Origin of the sequence: Sphaerisporangium album (assembly GCF_003323745.1) — a bacterium.
Taxonomy (GTDB): Bacteria; Actinomycetota; Actinomycetes; order Streptosporangiales; family Streptosporangiaceae; genus Sphaerisporangium; species Sphaerisporangium album.
On record NZ_QOIL01000019.1, the window covers coordinates 1 to 18,276 of the forward strand.

The 18,276-nt window shown below is 69.2% G+C and carries 17 protein-coding genes and 1 pseudogene; 9 read left to right on the forward strand and 9 right to left on the reverse strand.

From position 1 onward, the window contains the following. The 8 genes and pseudogenes from DQ384_RS28960 to DQ384_RS28995 form a co-directional block, all read left to right on the forward strand. A pseudogene (locus tag DQ384_RS28960) lies at window positions 1-118 on the forward strand (IS5/IS1182 family transposase); the annotation flags it as partial. Between the two features lie 10 nt (window positions 119-128). Next, the gene (locus DQ384_RS28965; protein WP_114032051.1) at window positions 129-689 is read left to right on the forward strand and encodes a JmjC domain-containing protein; all 561 of its coding nucleotides are present in this window, start codon (window positions 129-131) and stop codon (window positions 687-689) included. A 4-nt stretch (window positions 690-693) separates the two neighbouring features. Beyond that, window positions 694-1,476: a cupin domain-containing protein gene (locus DQ384_RS28970; protein ID WP_114032052.1), complete on the forward strand. Its 783-nt coding sequence runs from the start codon at window positions 694-696 to the stop codon at window positions 1,474-1,476. A gap of 5 nt (window positions 1,477-1,481) precedes the next feature. Then, window positions 1,482-3,458 (forward strand): S9 family peptidase, encoded by a 1,977-nt coding sequence (locus tag DQ384_RS28975; protein WP_245966873.1) that lies wholly within the window; start codon window positions 1,482-1,484, stop codon window positions 3,456-3,458. Beyond that, window positions 3,455-4,732: a YcaO-like family protein gene (locus DQ384_RS28980; RefSeq protein ID WP_114032054.1), complete on the forward strand. Its 1,278-nt coding sequence runs from the start codon at window positions 3,455-3,457 to the stop codon at window positions 4,730-4,732. Before DQ384_RS28975 ends, DQ384_RS28980 begins: the two co-directional genes overlap by 4 nt. Continuing rightward, the gene (locus tag DQ384_RS28985) at window positions 4,729-5,430 is read left to right on the forward strand and encodes a TfuA-like protein (protein ID WP_114032055.1); all 702 of its coding nucleotides are present in this window, start codon (window positions 4,729-4,731) and stop codon (window positions 5,428-5,430) included. The genes DQ384_RS28980 and DQ384_RS28985 overlap by 4 nt, the downstream gene beginning before the upstream one ends. Beyond that, complete coding sequence (locus DQ384_RS28990; protein WP_114032056.1) at window positions 5,427-6,590, forward strand: JmjC domain-containing protein; 1,164 nt, start codon at window positions 5,427-5,429, stop codon at window positions 6,588-6,590. Before DQ384_RS28985 ends, DQ384_RS28990 begins: the two co-directional genes overlap by 4 nt. A 39-nt stretch (window positions 6,591-6,629) precedes the next feature. After that, window positions 6,630-7,133 carry a GNAT family N-acetyltransferase gene (locus tag DQ384_RS28995; protein WP_245966874.1) on the forward strand — a complete coding sequence of 168 codons (504 nt, stop codon included), beginning with the start codon at window positions 6,630-6,632 and terminating at the stop codon, window positions 7,131-7,133. 227 nt (window positions 7,134-7,360) lie between these two features. Here DQ384_RS28995 and DQ384_RS29000 read toward each other — a convergent pair whose 3' ends face one another. Both DQ384_RS29000 and DQ384_RS29005 read right to left on the reverse strand, forming a co-directional pair. Continuing rightward, entirely contained in the window at window positions 7,361-7,558 is a 198-nt protein-coding gene (locus tag DQ384_RS29000; RefSeq protein ID WP_114032058.1) for a DUF397 domain-containing protein, read from the reverse strand. Continuing rightward, on the reverse strand, window positions 7,551-8,372 hold the full coding sequence (locus tag DQ384_RS29005; RefSeq protein WP_114032059.1) for a helix-turn-helix domain-containing protein: 822 nt from the start codon (window positions 8,370-8,372) through the stop codon (window positions 7,551-7,553). The genes DQ384_RS29000 and DQ384_RS29005 overlap by 8 nt, the downstream gene beginning before the upstream one ends. A 186-nt stretch (window positions 8,373-8,558) precedes the next feature. On the opposite strand from DQ384_RS29005, the gene DQ384_RS29010 reads away from it, so the two are divergent. After that, window positions 8,559-9,152, forward strand: coding sequence for an ATP-binding protein (locus DQ384_RS29010; RefSeq protein ID WP_181871478.1), 594 nt, complete (start codon window positions 8,559-8,561; stop codon window positions 9,150-9,152). Window positions 9,153-9,371: 219 nt separating this feature from the next. Here DQ384_RS29010 and DQ384_RS29015 read toward each other — a convergent pair whose 3' ends face one another. The 7 genes from DQ384_RS29015 to DQ384_RS29045 form a co-directional block, all read right to left on the reverse strand. Beyond that, window positions 9,372-13,169 carry an SDR family NAD(P)-dependent oxidoreductase gene (locus DQ384_RS29015; RefSeq protein ID WP_114032061.1) on the reverse strand — a complete coding sequence of 1,266 codons (3,798 nt, stop codon included), beginning with the start codon at window positions 13,167-13,169 and terminating at the stop codon, window positions 9,372-9,374. A 42-nt stretch (window positions 13,170-13,211) separates the two neighbouring features. Beyond that, window positions 13,212-13,967: an ABC transporter permease gene (locus DQ384_RS29020; protein ID WP_114032062.1), complete on the reverse strand. Its 756-nt coding sequence runs from the start codon at window positions 13,965-13,967 to the stop codon at window positions 13,212-13,214. Continuing rightward, window positions 13,957-14,790: an ABC transporter ATP-binding protein gene (locus tag DQ384_RS29025; RefSeq protein ID WP_114032063.1), complete on the reverse strand. Its 834-nt coding sequence runs from the start codon at window positions 14,788-14,790 to the stop codon at window positions 13,957-13,959. The genes DQ384_RS29020 and DQ384_RS29025 overlap by 11 nt, the downstream gene beginning before the upstream one ends. Window positions 14,791-14,962: 172 nt before the next feature. Then, window positions 14,963-15,721 carry a thioesterase II family protein gene (locus DQ384_RS29030; RefSeq protein WP_220183197.1) on the reverse strand — a complete coding sequence of 253 codons (759 nt, stop codon included), beginning with the start codon at window positions 15,719-15,721 and terminating at the stop codon, window positions 14,963-14,965. Beyond that, window positions 15,718-16,785 (reverse strand): HAD-IIIC family phosphatase, encoded by a 1,068-nt coding sequence (locus DQ384_RS29035; protein ID WP_114032064.1) that lies wholly within the window; start codon window positions 16,783-16,785, stop codon window positions 15,718-15,720. The genes DQ384_RS29030 and DQ384_RS29035 overlap by 4 nt, the downstream gene beginning before the upstream one ends. Then, window positions 16,782-17,954 (reverse strand): acyl-CoA dehydrogenase family protein, encoded by a 1,173-nt coding sequence (locus tag DQ384_RS29040; protein WP_114032065.1) that lies wholly within the window; start codon window positions 17,952-17,954, stop codon window positions 16,782-16,784. Before DQ384_RS29040 ends, DQ384_RS29035 begins: the two co-directional genes overlap by 4 nt. Continuing rightward, window positions 17,951-18,211 carry an acyl carrier protein gene (locus tag DQ384_RS29045; RefSeq protein WP_114032066.1) on the reverse strand — a complete coding sequence of 87 codons (261 nt, stop codon included), beginning with the start codon at window positions 18,209-18,211 and terminating at the stop codon, window positions 17,951-17,953. The genes DQ384_RS29040 and DQ384_RS29045 overlap by 4 nt, the downstream gene beginning before the upstream one ends. Window positions 18,212-18,276 lie beyond the last annotated feature (65 nt).

Genomic DNA, 18,276 nt, shown 5'->3' on the forward strand with positions numbered 1-18,276 from the left:
ACGCGCGAACGCCCAGTTGAAGGCCTGGCGCATCCTGCGAAAGCTCCGCTGCTGCCCACTTCGCGCAGGTCAGATCGTCAAAGCAATCCTCGTCCTACAACTCCGGGAAGCCCGCTGAAATAGGCTCCATGAAGCTGAACCAGTTGGAGGACTGGCACCGGCCCATCCGTGACCTTCTCCGGGAGATCGAGGCCCGCGTTCCGGCCGAACTGAAGGCGTACGTGTTCTACACCCCGTGTGACAACACCGGCATGCTCCCCCACCGGGACGGTTCACACGTGCTGGCCCTACAAGTCGCGGGCGCCAAAGAGTGGCGGATCTACGACTCCCCTGGCGACATCGACGCACGACCCGGCCTTGTGGACCTTGACGTGGACAGCCATTCCCACTCTTTCGTCATGGAGCCCGGCGATGTGCTCTACCTGCCCCATGGGTATCCGCACGTCGCGTCCGCCCGGGGCGGCACCTCCCTTCACCTGACCCTCACCATCACCGAACCGACACCGCTGGACCTGATCGAGTCGCTGATGAACACATTCGCCCCCACGGCGACCCCGGCGACGGACCGGATGTCACCCGAGGAGAAGACGGACGTCATGATCGGGGAGTTGCTGCGGCATCTTCATTCCGTCGAGGCGCGAACCCTGGTGGACACGGCGGTGGCCCGGATGAGGGACAGGACGGAGTAAGCCGATGACGAGCGTCATCACCACCATGCCCCTCGCGGACTCCTGGGGCCTTCGCCCGAAGGTGTTCCGCTGGAGCGGCCCGCCGGCGCTGACCCCGGCGGAGATCTGGGACCTCCTCGACTGTGGGCTTCTGGTCAGCCCATACTTCGAGGTCCGTCCTGAGGTCGCTCCCGCGCCCGCCACGGTGACGCGTATCGTGCAGACAAAGCCCAGACCTGGCTACGCGGATGGCCGGGCCATCCGGGAGCACTACGCCGCGGGCGCCGTCCTCACGCTGAACCAGGTCGATCACTGGCATGCCGGGATCAAGGCGACGGCCGAGTGGCTGCGAACGGAACTGCGGGCGGACGTACGTTCGTCGGTCGTGCTCCGCCCAAAAGGCACTTCCCCGCCGTCCCCGGCCCTGGATGGGGCGCACGTGCTGATCCTGCAGGTTACGGGGCACACGGTGTGGCGGCCGGGCGGTGACCCGGTCACGCTCCAGCCGGGGGACGCCCTGTACGTCCCACCCGACCATCTGCGTCAGACGGCCGATCCGGGTGATGAGTCTTTGCATGTCGCCTTCACCATCCGACAGCCCGGCATCACCGACCTTGCCGAACTCGCCCTTGCGAACTTTCTGAGCGACTCCAGGGCCGAGGCAATCGCGGCGACGCACCACTTCATGTCTCCCGATGAGAAGGTCGCGTGGTTACGTGCCGAGCTGAGCGCGTACCTGAAAGAGCTCGACTCCGGCGCGTTGGCAGAGCAGGCGGTGCGGATCGCGCGGCGTGGTGGCCAGGCGTGAGCGTGATGACAGCCGAAGGCCCGGGCGTGCGGCTGATCGAACTGACGCTGGGCCAGTCCCGGGTGCTGAGGGCCCATCGGCGGGGTGACGAGCTGATCGTCGAAGCCATGCTCAGGCGTGATGGGCGGCCCTTCCTGGTACCTTTCGTGCTCTGCTACGCGCCGGCGCCCTCCGGTGGATGGGCATTGCGAAACGCTTACGCGGGTGCCTCGGCTGTGACGACGCTCGATGACGGTCACTTGATCCTCTCTGACCGGCCTTCCGAGCAGAAGGCCACGCGTGGGCACTCCGGCCGCGCGCTGTGGCGGCATCGGCCGGAGGAGGGCCTGCGCCTGGTCCTGAGCACACCACGTGACGTCGTCTCCTATTACGCCGTGGCTTCTGTGATCGTTGCCGCCGTCTGGATGCACGCCGAGGCGCGCACGACGCGGGAAGACGCGGAACTGCGGGAAGAGCTGGCGCGGAGCGGGCTGAGCGCCACCATGGTGCACGGTGATCTCTGGCCAGAGTCCAGCTATCAGATGCGGGCCGAAACGCTCCGCCTGGTTCGGATCGACCCTGACCACTCAGACCCCGAAATCCTTCCCCTGCCTCTGCCCTCGCATACGCGGTTGACGGGCGAACTCGCCATGACCCCGGACGGTGGGCGCTGCGCGGCGGGCGTGGTGCGCTTCCTCCCCGGCGGCCACCGCCGCCATGGCCTGCTGCTGTTCGCCCCCACCGACCCGAGGGGAGCCAGCTCCTTCTGGCACGAAGATGACCTCACCGCGCCCGTGGCCTCGCCAGACGGCGCCTGGTTCGCCTGCACGGCCGAGCGAGTGGCCGTACCGGGCAGGGGCCCGCGCCAGGGCGTGGTTCTCGTCGCGGCCGACAGCTCCCGGTCGGTCCGGGTCGCCCGGCTCCATCCCGACTGGTTGCAACCGGCCGCCTGGGCTGCTCCGGACGTTCTGCTCTGCACTGGGGAGCAGAACGGCCTGCGCCGCCTGTGGCGGGTACATCTGGAAGGTGGCCGGCCCGAGCCTGTCGAGCTGGGAGGCTCTGTCGACGAGGTGACCGTAACGGCGGGTGAGGCGCTCGTGGTGCGCTCGCGTGTCGACCTGCCGTCCGAAGTCGTCGCGCTCCGGGCGGACCGTCCGGCGTCGGTTCCCGAACCGCTGATCGCACCCGCCTCGGCCGTCGCCCCGGCCGGGCGGGTGGAACGGCTCACCCACCACGCCCCGGACGGGTCTAAATGGCATAGCCGCCTCTGTCTGCCGGCCCATGATCCGGGACACGCTCTGCCCGTGCTCATCTGGTGCCACGGCGGCCCACTCCTAAGCTGGACAAACTGGTCATGGCGATGGAACCCCTGGCCGTTCGTCACGGAGGGATACGCCGTACTGATGCTCGACCCCCCGCTGTCGCTGGGGTACGGGCAGGATGCGGTGGAACGGGGCTGGGGCCGCTGGACGTCCGGCGTGGCCGCCGTCGCGGCCGGACAGGTCAGGGACGCGCTGAACCATCCCGCCCTGGACGGGAACCGGGTCGCTGCCATGGGCGGCAGTTTCGGTGGCTATCTCGCGCTGGCCCTGGGCACGCTGCTACCCGAGATCCATCTGATCGCCGCCCACTGCGGCTGGGCCGACTTCGCCGCTGTTGCGCGCGCCTGCGACCTGCACTGGCACTGGCTTCGGGAGTACGGCCCAATCGAGACTTCCCCCACGTACCGGAGGGAGAGCCTCGACCTGACCCGGATCGATCCCGGCGTGACGGTGTTGTTGTCCCACGGCTGTGGTGACACCCACGTGCCCGTGGGCGAAACCCGGGCGATGTACCGGTCACTCGAGAGCCGGGGAGTGGACGTGCGGCTCATGCTGCTCCCCGACGAGCGGCACAGCATCGAGAAGCCGGCGAACGTGGCAGCCTGGTACCGGTGGGTGCTGGAGGCGTGCCGGACCGCCCTCGCACCACGACCGGCGAGGAAGGAGCAGTTCCTCCGGTGACCGACACGACATTGAGCATGCCGGCGAGCGCCGGTAGGAGCCACTGGTTCCCGCCGGGAGACCGCGCGCCCGCCACCGCATGCGGCACCTCGCTGCGCACCCGCCCACTCGAGGAGACCGAGGCGCTGGCCACGGCGTTCCTATCCCGCTGCGGTATCACCCGAATCTCCGACATCACGGACCTCGATGTCCTCGGCATCCCCGTCTTCCACAGCACCCGTCCCGGCGCGGCTGCCGGGCTCAACACGGTGACCAGCGGAAAAGGCGTAACCAGGCGCGCGGCGAAGGTGTCGGCGATGATGGAGGCGATCGAGCGTACCTGGTGCGAGCCGCCTACGGGCCGGCAACCCCGCCGCGCGTCCTACGCGGAGCTCCGCCGGGAGGACATCCCCGTACTCGACCCCCGGCGGCTCATCCTGCGACGCGGTCACACCTGGCACGAGGACGCGGTCCTCGGCTGGTGGCCGACCCGGGAGTTGTCCTCCGACATCGAAGTCTTGGTCCCGGCGCTCGCGATCTTCACTCCTTATCCCCCAGAATGTGACATGTTCCGGTCGAACACCATCGGCCTGGCCATCGGCAACAGCCCTCAGGAGGCGCTGTTACACGGCCTGCTCGAGGCCGTCGAGCAGGACTGCACGGCGTTCGGGGAAACCCTTAAACGGGGCGGCCGCATCCGCCCCGGATCCCTGCCCGACGGGCCCGCGAAACTCGCCGCCCGGTTCCGGGAGATGGGGGTGAACGTCCAGCTGTTCGGCTACGTTAACGAAATCGGCGTGCCGACGGTCTTCGCCACCGCCGACGACACCCACGCCGAGGACGGCATGCTCATCAACGGCGGTGCCGGATGCCACCTCGACCCGGTGGTGGCGGCCACCCGCGCGCTTACCGAGGCGGCCCAGTCCCGGCTGAATGTGATCGGAGGCGCCCGCGAGGACCTCGACAGCCAGGCCTACCGCCGCCATGCCTCCTACGAAGCCATGCGGGACATGCTCAGGGTCTGGAGTGACGGCCGACCCGAAATGGACTTCGCCGAACTCCCCAGTGCCGGCACGGGACGAATCGACGGCGATCTTGACGTGGTACTTTCGGGTCTGCGCGGAATCGGCCTCGACCTGGTCCTTGCCACCGAACTCGCACCGCACGACCTGCCGTTCTCAGTCACCAAGGTCGTAGTCCCAGGCCTGGAGAACTACCACAACGATCCTCTCAGGTTGGGTGCCCGGTTGCGGCGGGAGATGGTCCGCGACGGATTGGTGAGGTCCCTGTCGTGACCACATCCCGTGACGTGATTGTCTTCGCCGGCCCCTCCTTCCGCCCCGCTGACCTGGCCCGGCTTCGCGAGCTGGCGGTGACCATGGGCCGGACGCTGGAGGTCCGGCCTCCCGTCCGCCGCGGGGACCTGCTCGACCTGGCCGACGGTCCGAAACGCACGGCTGTCATTATCGACGGCGAGTTCGGCCAGCGGCTCGCCGTCAGCATCGCCGAGGTGCGCGCTGTACTGGCTACCGGCCAACCGCTGACCGGTGCCTCCTCGATGGGTGCCCTCCGGGCCGTCGAGTGCCGCACGCTCGGCATGACCGGCACCGGCTGGATCTACCGGCAGTACCTGGACGGCACGATCGACTCCGACGGTGACGTCGCCCTGCTCTACGACCCGGAGGATTTTGCTCCGGTGACGATCCCGCTGGTCAACGTGCGCTGGTTGCTGAAACGCACAGGCCTTCCCGAAGGCCCGGCCGAGGCGGCCCTCCGGATCGCCCATGGCGTGCACTTCCGGGACCGCCGGCCGTCGGTGCTGCTGCGTGCTTGGGAACGGCACCTTCCCGAGGGGGTCAGCGCAGTGCTCTTAGCGGAATTGTCCCCTGACCGGCGGGACGCCTGGGACCGCAAGCGCCTCGACGCGCTCGCCGCAGTGCGGATGGCACTGGGACTCCACGGGACCGACGCGCGACCTTCGGAGCTGACATGAACGTGACCCCATCTGGGCGGGTTTTGCCCCTCCTCGGCGACCCGCGGTTGTTCGACAGCTCCTGGCCGGACAGGCCGTATCACAGCGCGCGGACCGCAATGGGCCTGCGGGAGGCATTCACCTGGTCGTCCCTCGACGGCCTGCTGAACGACCAGGCCATCCGGCTGCCCGCTTTCCGCATGGCCAGAGACAACCGGCTGGTTCCCGCGCCATCCATCACCCGATCGGATCGCGCAGAATCAGCTGCGGGCAAAGAGTTGGCCGATCCCGTTCGGATGACGGCCGAACTGGGGCGGGGCGCCACCCTGGTCCTTCAGGGCGTGCACCGACGATGCCTCCCACTGCGCGATCTCACGCGACGGCTGGCCACCGAGATCGGTCACGCGGTCTCCGTCAACGCGTACCTGACTCCGCCGTCCGCACAGGGATTCGGAGCGCATTTCGACCCCACCCATGCCTGGCTGACGCAGCTCGAAGGCACTAAGAAGTGGCGACTCTGGGAATATGGAAGGCGGCCCGCCACCGATGCTCCCGACCTGGAGTTAGTGCTCTCCGAGGGGGATGTGCTGTGGATTCCTCGAGGCTGGTGGCACGAGGGAGCCAGTGGAGAACGCCCCAGCCTCCATCTGACCTTCGCCGTGGTCGCCACGACACTGGCCGACGTGCTTGAGGCGGTGGTGGGAGACCTTGCCCAGCACGCCGCACTCGCCGGAGAACTGCCACCGAAGTCGCTCAGTGACCGCGAACGCGCCCAGACCACCGTGATGGACGCCACCATGGAGATCGGCCGCTTGCTCGCGAACCTGGACGTGGAGGCGCTGACGGAGCGCGTCGTCACACGACGTCTGGATCCCTTCGACCCGCTGCCTGCCCGGCCACTGGCCGAGGTGCTAGGAACCGGCCGGGACGGGACTGTCCACACGCACCCGGAAGGCGTGCTGTACAGCTCCGCCGACGACACGCACGTCCACCTGATGACCGCCGACGCGGATCTGGCCATTCCGGCTGAGCTGGCCTCTGACCTCGGCGACCTGCTGACCAGGACCGGGTCCTTCTCCCTGGAGGAGATCGGGGAGCCGCTCTCCGGGAAAGTGCTCGACCAGCTCGTGGAGGCGCGCCTGGTGTGTTCTGCGGGCTGTCCGGAAGCGAGCGTACGATAGCAGCTCCCGCTTCCAGATCAGGAGACCCGCTTGATTCAAGTGACGTTACGGCCGGTCGTCGAGAGCGATCTGACAGTCTTCGACCGCGAGTTGCACAGCCCTGAGGGTCGGGGGGACTTCCAGTGGTTCGGTTACCGGTCCGGCCTACATGACCGGCGGGCGTTGGAGGCGAACGGCCTGCTCACTGACGACGGCGGCACGCTCACCGTCTGCGCCGATGGCGAAGTGGCAGGGCGGGTGCAGTGGGGCAAGGCCATCTGGGGTCCCCCGGCCACGTCGTGGTGCTGGACCATCGGCATCCTCATCCGACCGGCCCTCCAGGGCCGGGGCATCGGTACGGAAGCGCAACGGGGGCTCGCCAGGTACCTGTTCGACCACAGCTGGGCCAACCGGATCGAAGCCTCCACCGACATCCGGAACATCGCCGAACGGAAAGCCTTGGAGAAGGCGGGTTTCACGCGTGAGGGTGTCCTTCGGGGTGCCCTCTGGCGTGGGGGGCAATGGCATGACCAGGTGCTCTACTCACTCCTCCGCGCCGACTGAGGCGAGGCCTAGACCGCGCGCACGCAGGTCGCGGGCACGTGGTGACCCGGGGCCAGTCGTACCCGTCCCGCCCGCACTTCGTGTACCCGGAACCGTTGGGGTGCCCGCGGTACGCTCAGAGGGGTGCGCTGACCTGGTCGAACACGGACTGACCGATCGCCAGCGGGGAACCAGAGAGCCCTCCTCGGTTAGGAGGGCTCTCTCGTCCTGGTGCTGTCGCCGGGGGATCAGGTGTTGAGGGTGCCGGTCTTGAGTCCGGTCAGGAACGCGGACCACTCGGCCGGGGGGAGGAGCACCGGCGTGGTCGGGGTCTTGCTGTCTCTGACCGCGATGAGGCCTGGGAGGTTCGCCGCGACCTCGACACAGTTGCCGTTGTGGGTGCTATAGGTGCTCTTGCGCCACTTTGCGCCCTGGAGGTCACCCACTTTGGTTCACCACTTCCTGTATGAGGCGGAGTGACTGTTTGAATGGTAGGACTTCAGCGCGAACCGCGTCATACGTGGCGGTGAGTTCCGCGAGGATCTGCCGGTTCTGTATCGTCCGCCCGTTCGGTTGCGCGTCCGTATAGGCGGCATAGGCGGTCCCGTTCCGCTCGGCGATGATGAACCCGCCCGCCAACCCGCAGTGCTCTCCGGCGTCGTAGGGCACGATCTGGATGGTCACGTTGGGATGCTGGGCGATCTCCAGCAGGAGCCTCAGCTGTTCGCGCATGACCGCCGCGCTCCCTATGCGGCGCCGGATCACGGCCTCGTCCATGAGGAAGGTGACCGTCGGGGGCCTGTCCCTGTGCAGAAGCGACTGTCGTCGCATGCGGCTCGTCAGCCGGTCCTCGACTTCCTCCGGAGTGATGCCGGGGGCCGTTGCGATCAGCGCACGTGCGTACGCCTCGGCTTGGAGAAGGCCGGGGATGAGGGTGGGCTCCCAACTGCGGAGCGCTTCGGCGTCTTCCTCCTCTTCGAGCCAGGGCCTGAGGTGCTCACTGGCCTTGTCCCACGTCATGGCGATGTAGAGCCGCACCATGGTGCCGTCCAGCCCGAGAGCCTTGTCGCACGCCCTGGCGAAGTCGTCGGTCGGGGGACGTCGGAGGGTTTCGACCATGGCGACCAGCGACTCCGAGAAGCCCATGCGCGAGGCCAGTGCCCGCTGGGAGAGCCTGGCCGCCTCGCGGTACCGCCGCAGCTCGGCGGCGAAGAAGGTGCGCGGGGATTCGCTTGGGTCCGTGTCCTTGATGGGGGGCATATCGCTCCTTTCTATCCGAATTTCGACGATATTGAAGTGCTCACCGGCTCCTCACAGAAATGTGACCCTATGTGCGGGGCAATCGCTCCCGATCGTAGCTCTCCGTCGCCACTCTGATAGGGCGAAGTCTCCAACAAGCGCGTTCCTCGCGTCGGACGAAAAGGCGAGCGCATGCGAATGGGAAGATTGCTGGGCGTCATCGAGTTGGCCGGCGAGCCCAGGTCGGCCGGAATGGCCCGTGAGTTCGTACGGGAGAAACTGGGCGACGATCATCCGGCGCTGGACACCGTGACACTCCTGGTGTCCGAGGTGGTCACCAACGCGGTGGTCCATTCGAATTCCAGGAATGGCGGAAAAGTCACCCTGGCGCTCGCCGACTGCCACGACTTCGTTCACGCCGACGTCATCGACGCGGGCGGTGAAGAGGTTCCACGGGTGCGTGACGACGAATCAGGCGAGGGTGGGCGGGGTCTCCACATCGTCCAAGCGCTCGCCTCTGGCTGGGGTGTACGCCAGGACCTCACCAGCAGGACCGTGTGGTTTCAGGTGGCGTACGCGTACGAGCGGGGGGCCCATCCGGTCTTGCCCCGGCAGCGCGAATCCCCGGACGGCGGCGAGACCGCCTTACGCCGGACCGCCAGGCGCGCGGCCCCGGCGGTCACCGAAAGCCGTGCTCCGGAAAGGGTTCATTCTCGGCGTTTCGCGGGGCGCTGGAGCCGTGCCCGGGACGGATTCGGCGGGGAATCCGGCTCACCCGGCGTCGATCCGTTCCTGTACTAAGTCTTTCCGCGGCGTTCGTCCGCCTGGCCGGACCGGGACGAGCAGACCTTATTGGATGGGCGGGTGGTTGCTTCCTCGTGGTTCAGGAGCACCGTAGCCTGCCCAGTCTCATGCGGGTCCGGACCGTTACCGTCGGGAGCCCGCATGAAACCGCGCAGGTCACGGCCATTTCGGCACCTGCTGGAACATCGCGGCTGGTCTGGGGCGGTGCTGTCCCGGCTACGCCGGGGTTGCCGCCTCATGGTTGGGGGTGGCTATTCGTATTATGGCGCCGAGCCGACGCACCGTCGGCTGCTCGACGAGAGCGGTGACCGGGAGTCGCACGCCGAGGGCCGACCCGATCCGGCTGGCGAGCTGGATGGCGATCAGCGAGTGACCGCCCAGCTCGAAGAAGTCGTCGTCGATGCCGACCGTTTCCAGACCGAGGACGGCGGCCCAGATATCGGCGATCGCGGCTTCCGTCTCGTCGGCCGGTTCGGCGTAGGGGGTCATGAGGTCGGGTCGTGGATACCGCTCGCGGTCGTCGTCCACTGTGCCGGGCGCGGCGAGGTCGCCGGTGACCCACTGGGCGATCCGGTCGGCCAGCGGACCGGTGGAGATCACGGCGTGTCCCACATGGTCGACGGCGGCGAGCGCCCGCTCGAACACGGCGATGCCCTCCTCGGGCGTCATCGCGAAGGTGCCGGCCGTGGGGCCTTGCGCCAGCCGGGCAGGGTCGATGGCCCAGGTGTCCCAATCCACGGTGATCCATGGTGTGCCGCGGAGCCGTGCGGTCCGGACGTAGGCGTCGAGGGCGGCGTTCGCCGCCGAGTAGGGGCCGAGCGCGATGCCGCCGAGAACAGCGGACAGCGACGACAGGGTGATGAGCCGGTGCGGCCGCCGGCCGGCCGGCAGTATCGAAAGGGCCGCCTCGAGCGCGAGGAACCCGGCCGCCTTCGCCCGTAGGTGCGCTTGGCAGGCGGCCCGGTCCATCCGGTGCGCCAGGTCGAAGAACTGCTCGTTCTGGACGCCGGCGCCGTGGACCACCACGTCAACGCCGCCGAAGACACTGTCCGCGGCCCGCACCACCTCTCGCATCGCCTCGGCGTCGGCTGCGTCGGCCGAGACGGCCAGCACCTGAGCGCCCCGGGCCTCCAGGTCGAGGACGTTCCTGATATGCCGGGCCGTCCGGTCGGCGCCCTCGGGGACGGCGGCGAGGAAGGCCGGCCACTCCTCCCGCGGGGGCAGCGGGCTCCGGACGGTGAGCACCAGCCGGCAGTCGCGGCCCGCGGCCAAGTGCCGGGCCAGCACGAGGCCGACGTCACCGAGGCCGCCGGTGATGAGCACGGTGTCGCCGCTGCGGATCGGGCCGGTCTCCGGGGCGGCCAGTGGCAGGGACCGGTAGCCGCGCAGCCAGGCCTCGCCGGCCCGGACAGCCACCGGGCCCTCGAAGGGGGCGATCATGGCCGCGAGCGTCCGGTCCACATCTGCCGGAGCGGTGACATCGCCCACGTCGACGGTGCGGCAGCGCAGGTGTGGGTTCTCCTGGCTCAGGCTGGGTGCCAGGCCGACCAGGGTCGCATGCTCGGGATCCGTCAGATCGGGGCCGACCACGCCGACCGCGCCGCCGGTGAGCAGGATCAGTTCGGTCGGTTCGGCACCGGGGTCGGTGGCCAGGGCGGCGGCCAGCGCGAGGGCGGAGTAGAAGCCGTACTCCTGCGCCGCCTCGAAGGTGTCGATGGCATCGGCGGCGGATCCGGTGCCGCGTAACGCGAAGCCATGAATGATCGTCCTCGGGGGGACCTGGCTGCGGAGCAGGTCCTCGTGATCGCTCGGCTCGCCGGGCCGGACGGCGAACTCGCCGGAGTCGGTGGCGTCGAACGTCGCCCCCGGCCGTACGGTGGTCACCTCCGCTCCGGCGTCGCGGAGCCGTTGGACCAAGGCATCTCCGCGCGGGTCGGCAGTGAACACCAGCCATGGGCCGGCGGCTCGCAGCCGGGCGTCCAGGTCGGTGAGCGGCAGCGGGTGCTCGAACCAGGTCGGCAGGTAGGTCCACCGCGACGGATCGGCGCACCGGCCTGTGGCCTGGGCGTCCCGGTCTGCCGGGGCGGCCTTGACCCAGTAGTGGCGGCGCTGGAAGGGGTAGGTGGGCAGCTCGACGCGGCGGCCCATCCCATGGTGTAGCGCCGCCCAATCGATCGTCGCGCCGGCCAGCCACAGCCGGGCGAGCGTGCCCGCCAGCCAATCCACGGCCGGTGCGCCGTCCGGGGAGAGCGCGACCTCCACGGCGTCCGGCGTCGAGCCGATCCGGATACCGAGCCGCGTCAGGCCGTCCGTCACGGCCGCGGCCGCCCCCACCCCGGTGGGCGGCACGCCGGCCACGGCTGCCCCGAGCAACTCACCGGCGGCCGAGACAAGCTCGGCGCACCAGTCGGCGGGCGGATCGGCCGGGGTCACCAGGTGAAGCCGCGGGTCGCGGCGGTCGGTCCGGCCGTCGATCCAGCGGGCCGGATCGGCGAGTGCCGCGACGGCGTCGTCGAGATCGGCGCACACGACCGCCCGGCGCAGTGCGAAGTAGCCGCGGGACTCCTGCAGAGTGAAGGCGACGTCGGCCAGGTCGGTGTCCTGGTGCGCGGTCAGGTGGTCGCGCAGCCTGGCGGTCAGCTCGTCCAGCGCGGCCGGGTCGGCGGCCGACATGGTGAGCAGGTGGGGTCCGGTCCGGGGGACTCCGGCCTGCCGGGGCGGTGCCTCCTGCAGGACCACGTGTGCGTTCGTCCCACCAAGGCCGAAGGAGCTGACCCCGGCGCGCCGCGGATCCGTCCCGGCCGGCCACGGCTGATCGCCGGCCAGCACGGTGAACCTGTCACCGGCGGCGGCGAGCACTGGGTTCGGCTTGGTGTGGTGCGGCGTGCCGGGCAGCACGCGGTGTTCCAGCGCGAGCGTCGCCCGGATCAGTCCGGCGACACCGGCGGCGCGGTCCAGGTGGCCGAGCATCGGTTTGATGGTGCCGAGTACGCACGGGGTCCGCGGATCCGGGCCGAACACCCGGTTCATCGCGGCCAGCTCGATCGAGTCGCCGAGCATGGTTCCGGTCGCGTGGCACTCCACGTAGCCGACGGAGTCGGGGTTGACGTCGGCCGCCGCCAGCGCCGACTCGATCACTCGTGCCTGGCCGTCGACGCCGGGCGCCGTGTAGCCGACGCGGTCCCTGCCGTCGTTGGAGACCGCCGACCCGAGGATCACCGCATGAATCACGTCTCCGTCGGCCAGTGCGTCGTTCATCCGCTTGAGGGCGACGACTCCCACACCCGGGGCCATGACCGTGCCGTTCGCCTTGGCGTCGAAGCTGCGCACGATCCCGTCCGGCGACAGGATGCCGCCCTCGGTGTAGAGGTAGCCGGCGGGCTGGGGAAGCGGCAGAAAGGCGCCGCCCGCCAGGGCCATGTCGCAGTCGTAGGTGAGCAGGCCCTGGCAGGCCAGGTGCACGGCCACCAGAGAGGTGGAGCAGAACGACTGCACGGTCATCGAAGGGCCGGTCAGGCCGAGCTTGTAGGACACGAACGAGGTGAGCGAGTCGCGTTCGTTGCCCACGGCGAGCAGCAGGACGCCGCCGGGCTCGCCGATCAGGCCGCTCACGTTCTGGACCATGTAGTCGGGGAACGCGCAGCCGCCGTACACCCCGACCTGGCCCGGCACGTCGACGGGGCAGTAGCCGGCTGCCTCAAGGGCCTCCCACGAGCATTCCAGGAACAGCCGGTGCTGGGGATCCATCGTCTCGGCCTCGCGCGGGTTCAGGCCGAACATGGTCGCGTCGAACCGGTCGATGTCCGGGACCGCGCCGCCTACGCGGACATAGCCCGGGTCTCCACTCAGCTCCGACGGCACGCCGGCGTCGGCGAGCTCGTCATGGGTGATCTCGCGCAGGCCGGGGACTCCGGTGCGCAGGTTGTGCCACAGCTCCGCGACGGTCGCCGCGCCGGGGAACCGGCCGGACATGCCGATCAGTGCGACAGCCGTATCGAACGCGGACTCACTCACAATTACCCTCCGGGAAATGCTGGTCAGCCTGAGCCGCCGGCGTCACATCAGTCGGCCGCGGCCGAAGCCATGGGCAAGCCGGTAGGTGGCGAATGTGCCGGCCACCAGTGCGATCGCCAGGCATACCAAGGCGGGTCGGACCAGGTGCGCGGGTTGGCCACGCAGTGCCGCTTGGAACATGTCAACCCCCCAGTAGCCGGGGGAGAACGGGGCCACGTGGCGGGCCCAGCTCGGCATCAGGGAGACAGGCAGAAGGGCGCCGCCAAAGGCACTGACCATCATGGTCCCGAGATCGGAGACCATCCCCATCTCCCCGCGGCTGCGCACGATCGTCGCGAGCGCGGCACCAATGGCCAGCAGCATGACGCCCCAGATCAGGATGGCCGGCACGACGTAGCCGATCGTGTCCGGGAGAGGGATGCCGGTCAGCGCGCAGCCGAAGAGGACCACGACGAGCTGCTGGGTGATGAGGATCGCCATGATGGGCAGCGTTTTTCCCAGCAGGAGCTCGGCGCGGTGCGCCCGGCTGACCCGCAGCTGGTCCCAGGTGCGCCACTCCCGCTCGATGAGGATCGAGTTGCCGACGATCGCCAGTGTGAAAATCGAGAACATCACGAGTGGTCCGCTGATGATCTGGTAATTGGCGCCCTGGACGGCCTTCTCGTACAACGGCTTGAACACCGTCATGAGGATTATCGGCAGCACGATGTAACTGATCATTTGGCCCGGGTCGCGCAGCCGCACAAGCACGTTGTGCCGAACCAGGACGCCGATGCGGCGCAGGGATTCAGTGAGCATAGGAAACCGTCAGCGATCGGTAGAGGTCGTCGAGTGAGGGCTTGCGCAGGTCGACGGCGATCGGCGGCCGCCCGGCGTCGCGGAGGATCTCCAGGAGGGTCCCCGTCGGGTCGGTGGTCGACACGTGGACCTCGGCGTCGGCGAACGTGACCAGGACCTCGCCGGGCAGCCCGTCGAGCAGGTCGGCCGCGCTGCCGCGGGCGATGACCGCGCCGGCCCTGGCCACGGCGATCGTGGCCGCGAGCTCGGTGAGCTCGGGCAGATAATGCGTGGTGTAGATGACGGCGGCCCCCTCACTGGCGCGCTGCTTCACCACGTCCAGCAGCGCCTGCCGGGTCTCGGGGTCGGCGCCCGCGGTGGGTTCGTCCATCAACAGCAGCGACGGCCGGTTGATCAGCGCCACCGCGGCCTGAGTGCGGCGCTGCTGGCCGCCGGACAGGACGCCGACCGGCCGGTCCATGAAGGAGGTCAGCTTCAGGCTTTCAGCCAGATCGTCGATCTCGGCCCGCAGCGCCGTCCTGCGCAACCCGGCGAGCCCGCCGAACAGCCGGAGATGCTCGCGTACCGTCGTGGACAAGTAGAGGCCTATCTGCTGCGGGCAGACGCCGGTGATGCCCCGGACCCGTGCGGGATCCTGCCCGTTCACCGTGACCCGGCCGCCGTCCGGCCGGATCAGCCCGGTGGCCGTCTCGATGAACGTCGTCTTGCCTGCGCCGTTATGGCCGACGAGACCTACGATCTCCCCTGCGGCGACCTCGAGGCTGAACCCGGCAAGCGCCTGGACCCGTCCGTAGCGCTTTGTTAGATTCTCGGCTTTCAACATAGATCTTCCGCGGTGAGCGCGACCCTTCCGATGGGCGGTCATTGTCGGGTAATGCGGTTTTGCCAAGATCGGTGATTCAGTCCTTCGCCTGCCGCAGCCCGCCGGTAGAGGGGCGCGGCGTCGTCGCGAAACCGAGCGGCCTCGTGCGGTCACTCGAAGATCAGCGGCGGGATCAGACCGGCAAGCTGAGCGCCTCGCAGAGGATCTGCCGGGTGCGCTCCCACTGTTCCAGAACGGCGAAGTGCCCGCCGGGCAGCGTGTGCGCGGTGAACGGTCCGTTGGTCTGCGCCCGCCAGCCGCGCATCGAGGCGCCGTCGGCGCGCGGATCGGCGGTGGCGCAGACAGCGGTGATCGGCACGTCCAGCGGCGGCAGCTCGGTATATCTGTACGACTCCTTGATCTCGAAGTCCGCCCGGAACGGCGGCAGGATCATCGCCAGCATGTCCGGGTCGGCCAGGAGCCACTCCGGCGTCCCGCCCAGCCTGCGCAGCATGCCGACGATCTGGGCGTCGGTCGCCCCGCCGACCCGCGGCCCATCGTCGAACGGGACCTGCGGCGCCGCGCAGCCGGACACGACGAGATGCGTCGCCGCCGGGCCGCCGAGGCGGCGGATCTCGCGCAGTGCCTCGAAGCCGACCAGCGCCCCGAGGCTGTGCCCGTAGACGGCGTAAGGGCCGTCCGCGGTGGCCAGGATCATCTCGGCGAGCTCGGCCGCCGACTCGGCCATCCGCCGGTGCGGCACCTCCCTGAGCCGCCCCTCCCGGCCCGCGGGCTGCACCGGGCAGACCGCGACTCCCGGCAGCCGGTCCACCCACGACCGGTAGGTGGAGGCGGCCCCGCCGGCGTGCGGCAGGCAGTACAGCCGGAGCGCCCCGGACCGGCGGCCGAACGGCAGCCGCCGGTCGATCGCCGCCGACTCCAGCGGGCTCACCGGGTGACCTCCAGCCGCACATAACCGGGAGGCGCCTGGAGCGCGTCCAGGTCCGCCGCCAGCACGACGTGGGCGCCGTCTCTGGCCACCTCCCGGAACCCGCTGAACGCGTAGGTGATCTGCATCATCCGGTTGCGGCCCGTCTCCACGAAGTCGGCCCGGAGCCCGGCACCCGCCTCCCTGGCCAGCCGCATGACGTGGTTGAGCAGCACCATGCCCACCCCGCGGGACATCACCCGGCAGGACATCAGCATCATCCGCAGCCACCAGTCGTCCGCACCCTTTTCCACAAGCGCCAGGCCGATCTTCCCGTAGGAGCCGAACCGGTCGGTCAAGGAGGCGACCAGCAGAAGATGGCCGGGCGACTCTCGCAGCGCGTCGAGTTCGTCGTAGGAGTAGGTGCGGCCGGTCGCGTTGAGCTGATTGGTGCGGATGGTCAGTTCCTCGGCGCGCTGCAGGTCCTCCCGGCGGGCCGGCGCGATCGTGAAGGTCATGCCGAGATCGGCGAGGAACGCCTCGTTGGTGCCGACGAAGTCGCGCTCGAGAGCATCCCTGGTCAGCTGTGCCTGGTACATGAGCCTGCGCTTCGCCGACTCGTCGGTGACGAACCGCGGCCGGAACTCCGGCCCGGCCAGGGCCGAGTCGACGTCGCATGCGTCCACGCAGGCCACCTCCGGCAGCGCCGCGGCGACTTCGAACCGTTCGAACGGCTGGTCGTCGATGAACGCGAAAGCGTCCAGGCCCAGGTTGAGCACCCCGGCCAGGTGCCGGATCGAGTCGGACTTGGCGTTCCAGTTGATCTGGGGGGCCAGGAACATCTTGGTAAGGCCGAACTCGGCCAGCTTGGCCATCGCCGCCTCATGGTCGTTCCTGCTGGCGATGGAGTTCAGCACGCCCATGCGGTCCAGCCGGTGGATGTGATCCACCACCGTCCTGCGGAGCGTCACCTCGCCGTCCTCGAGCAACACCCCGTCCCACAAGGTGTTGTCCAAGTCCCACACGACGCACTTGATCCGGCCCTGCTTCGGCGTGCCCGGCAGCACCGCACCGGTGGCAGGATTCATGCCGCCCTCCCCTGGTAGGCGGCGGCCGCGATGGTGAGCCGCTGGATCTCGTTGCTGCCCTCGATGATCTCCATCACCTTGCTGTCCCGGTAGAGCCGGGCGACCGGATGTCTGGGACTGCACCCGCCGGCACCGTGCACCTGGACCGCCTCGCCGGCGTGCCGGGCCGCAGCAGTGGAGGCGAAGTACTTCGCCACCCAGGTCGCCATGATGGTGTCGGCGTCGCCGGCGTCCTTGAGCCGACCGGCCTCCTCGACCAGCATCCGAGCCGCCCGGACGTCGGTGACCATGTCGCTGATCTTCGCTTGGATGAGCGGCAGGTGCCGCAGTTGCGTGCCGCCCACGGTCCGGGTCGCCGTGTAGGCGGCACAGGCATCCAGGCAGGCCTGGATGATGCCCACCGAGCCGGCGGCGACGCTGTAGCGGCCGAGATCCAGGGTCCCGGTGAGCACCATGCCCGCGGTGAATCCGCTCGGTCCGAGCAGCGCGTCGGCGTCCAGCAGTACGTCCCTGAATGTGATCTCGGCCAGCATCGAGGCGCGGGTGCCGAGCATGTCGTCGATCGGCTGCACCGACACCCCTGAAGTCGACCTTGGGACCAGGAACGCGCCGATGCTGGTCGCCGTCCGGGCGAACACCAAGAACAGCTCCGCCCGCTGGCCACCTGTGACCCACGTCTTGGTGCCGTTGAGCCGCCACCCGCCGCGGTGGTCCACCGCGGTGGTCACGATCCCGGCCGCGTCACTGCCGGCACCCGGCTCGGAAAGGCAGAAGGCCCCGAGGGTCCGGCCGGCCGCCACCTCGGGCAGCCACCGCTCGCGCTGGGCCGGACTGCCCCAGCGCTGCACCGCCCAGGCCAGCATGGTGTGCACGGTGAGCAGGCTGCGGACCGAGGAGCACCCGCGGCCGACCTCTTCGTGCACCCGGCCCAGCGTGACCATGTCCAGCCCGGCGCCGCCGACCTCGGCGGACAGGAACGGTGCCCAGAGGCCCGCCTCCGCGATCCGGTCCAGCAACTCGTCGGGAATGCGGCCCAGCCGGTCGTACATATCAGCGAACGGCACGATGTGGCGATCCACGAACTCGCGGACCGCACCACGATCGAACGATCGGAGGTGAGACCGCCCTGCGGCCTCTTCCTCACTTGTGACCTCATATGCGGTGCTCATGGAGCTATCCCCACCGCGTCGGCCGACCGCCGGCCGATCAGGTCGGCCATCGCCAACGCGGTCCTGAAGTTGTCGATCCGCAGCTCCTCGTTCGGGATCGTGATCTCGAACGTCTTCTCCAGGAACATCACCAGCTCCATCGCGAACAGCGAGTTGACGTAGCCGAGCGAGAAGATGTCCTCGGACTCGGTGACCTCGGCCTGCGGGAACCGGCTGACGATGAACGCCAGGACCTCGGACGTGACGTCACGTGACATGATCAGATCTCCTCGTATTCCCCGGAGCTCCTCCGGGCGCCCTGGTGGCGATTCGATCGGCGGCA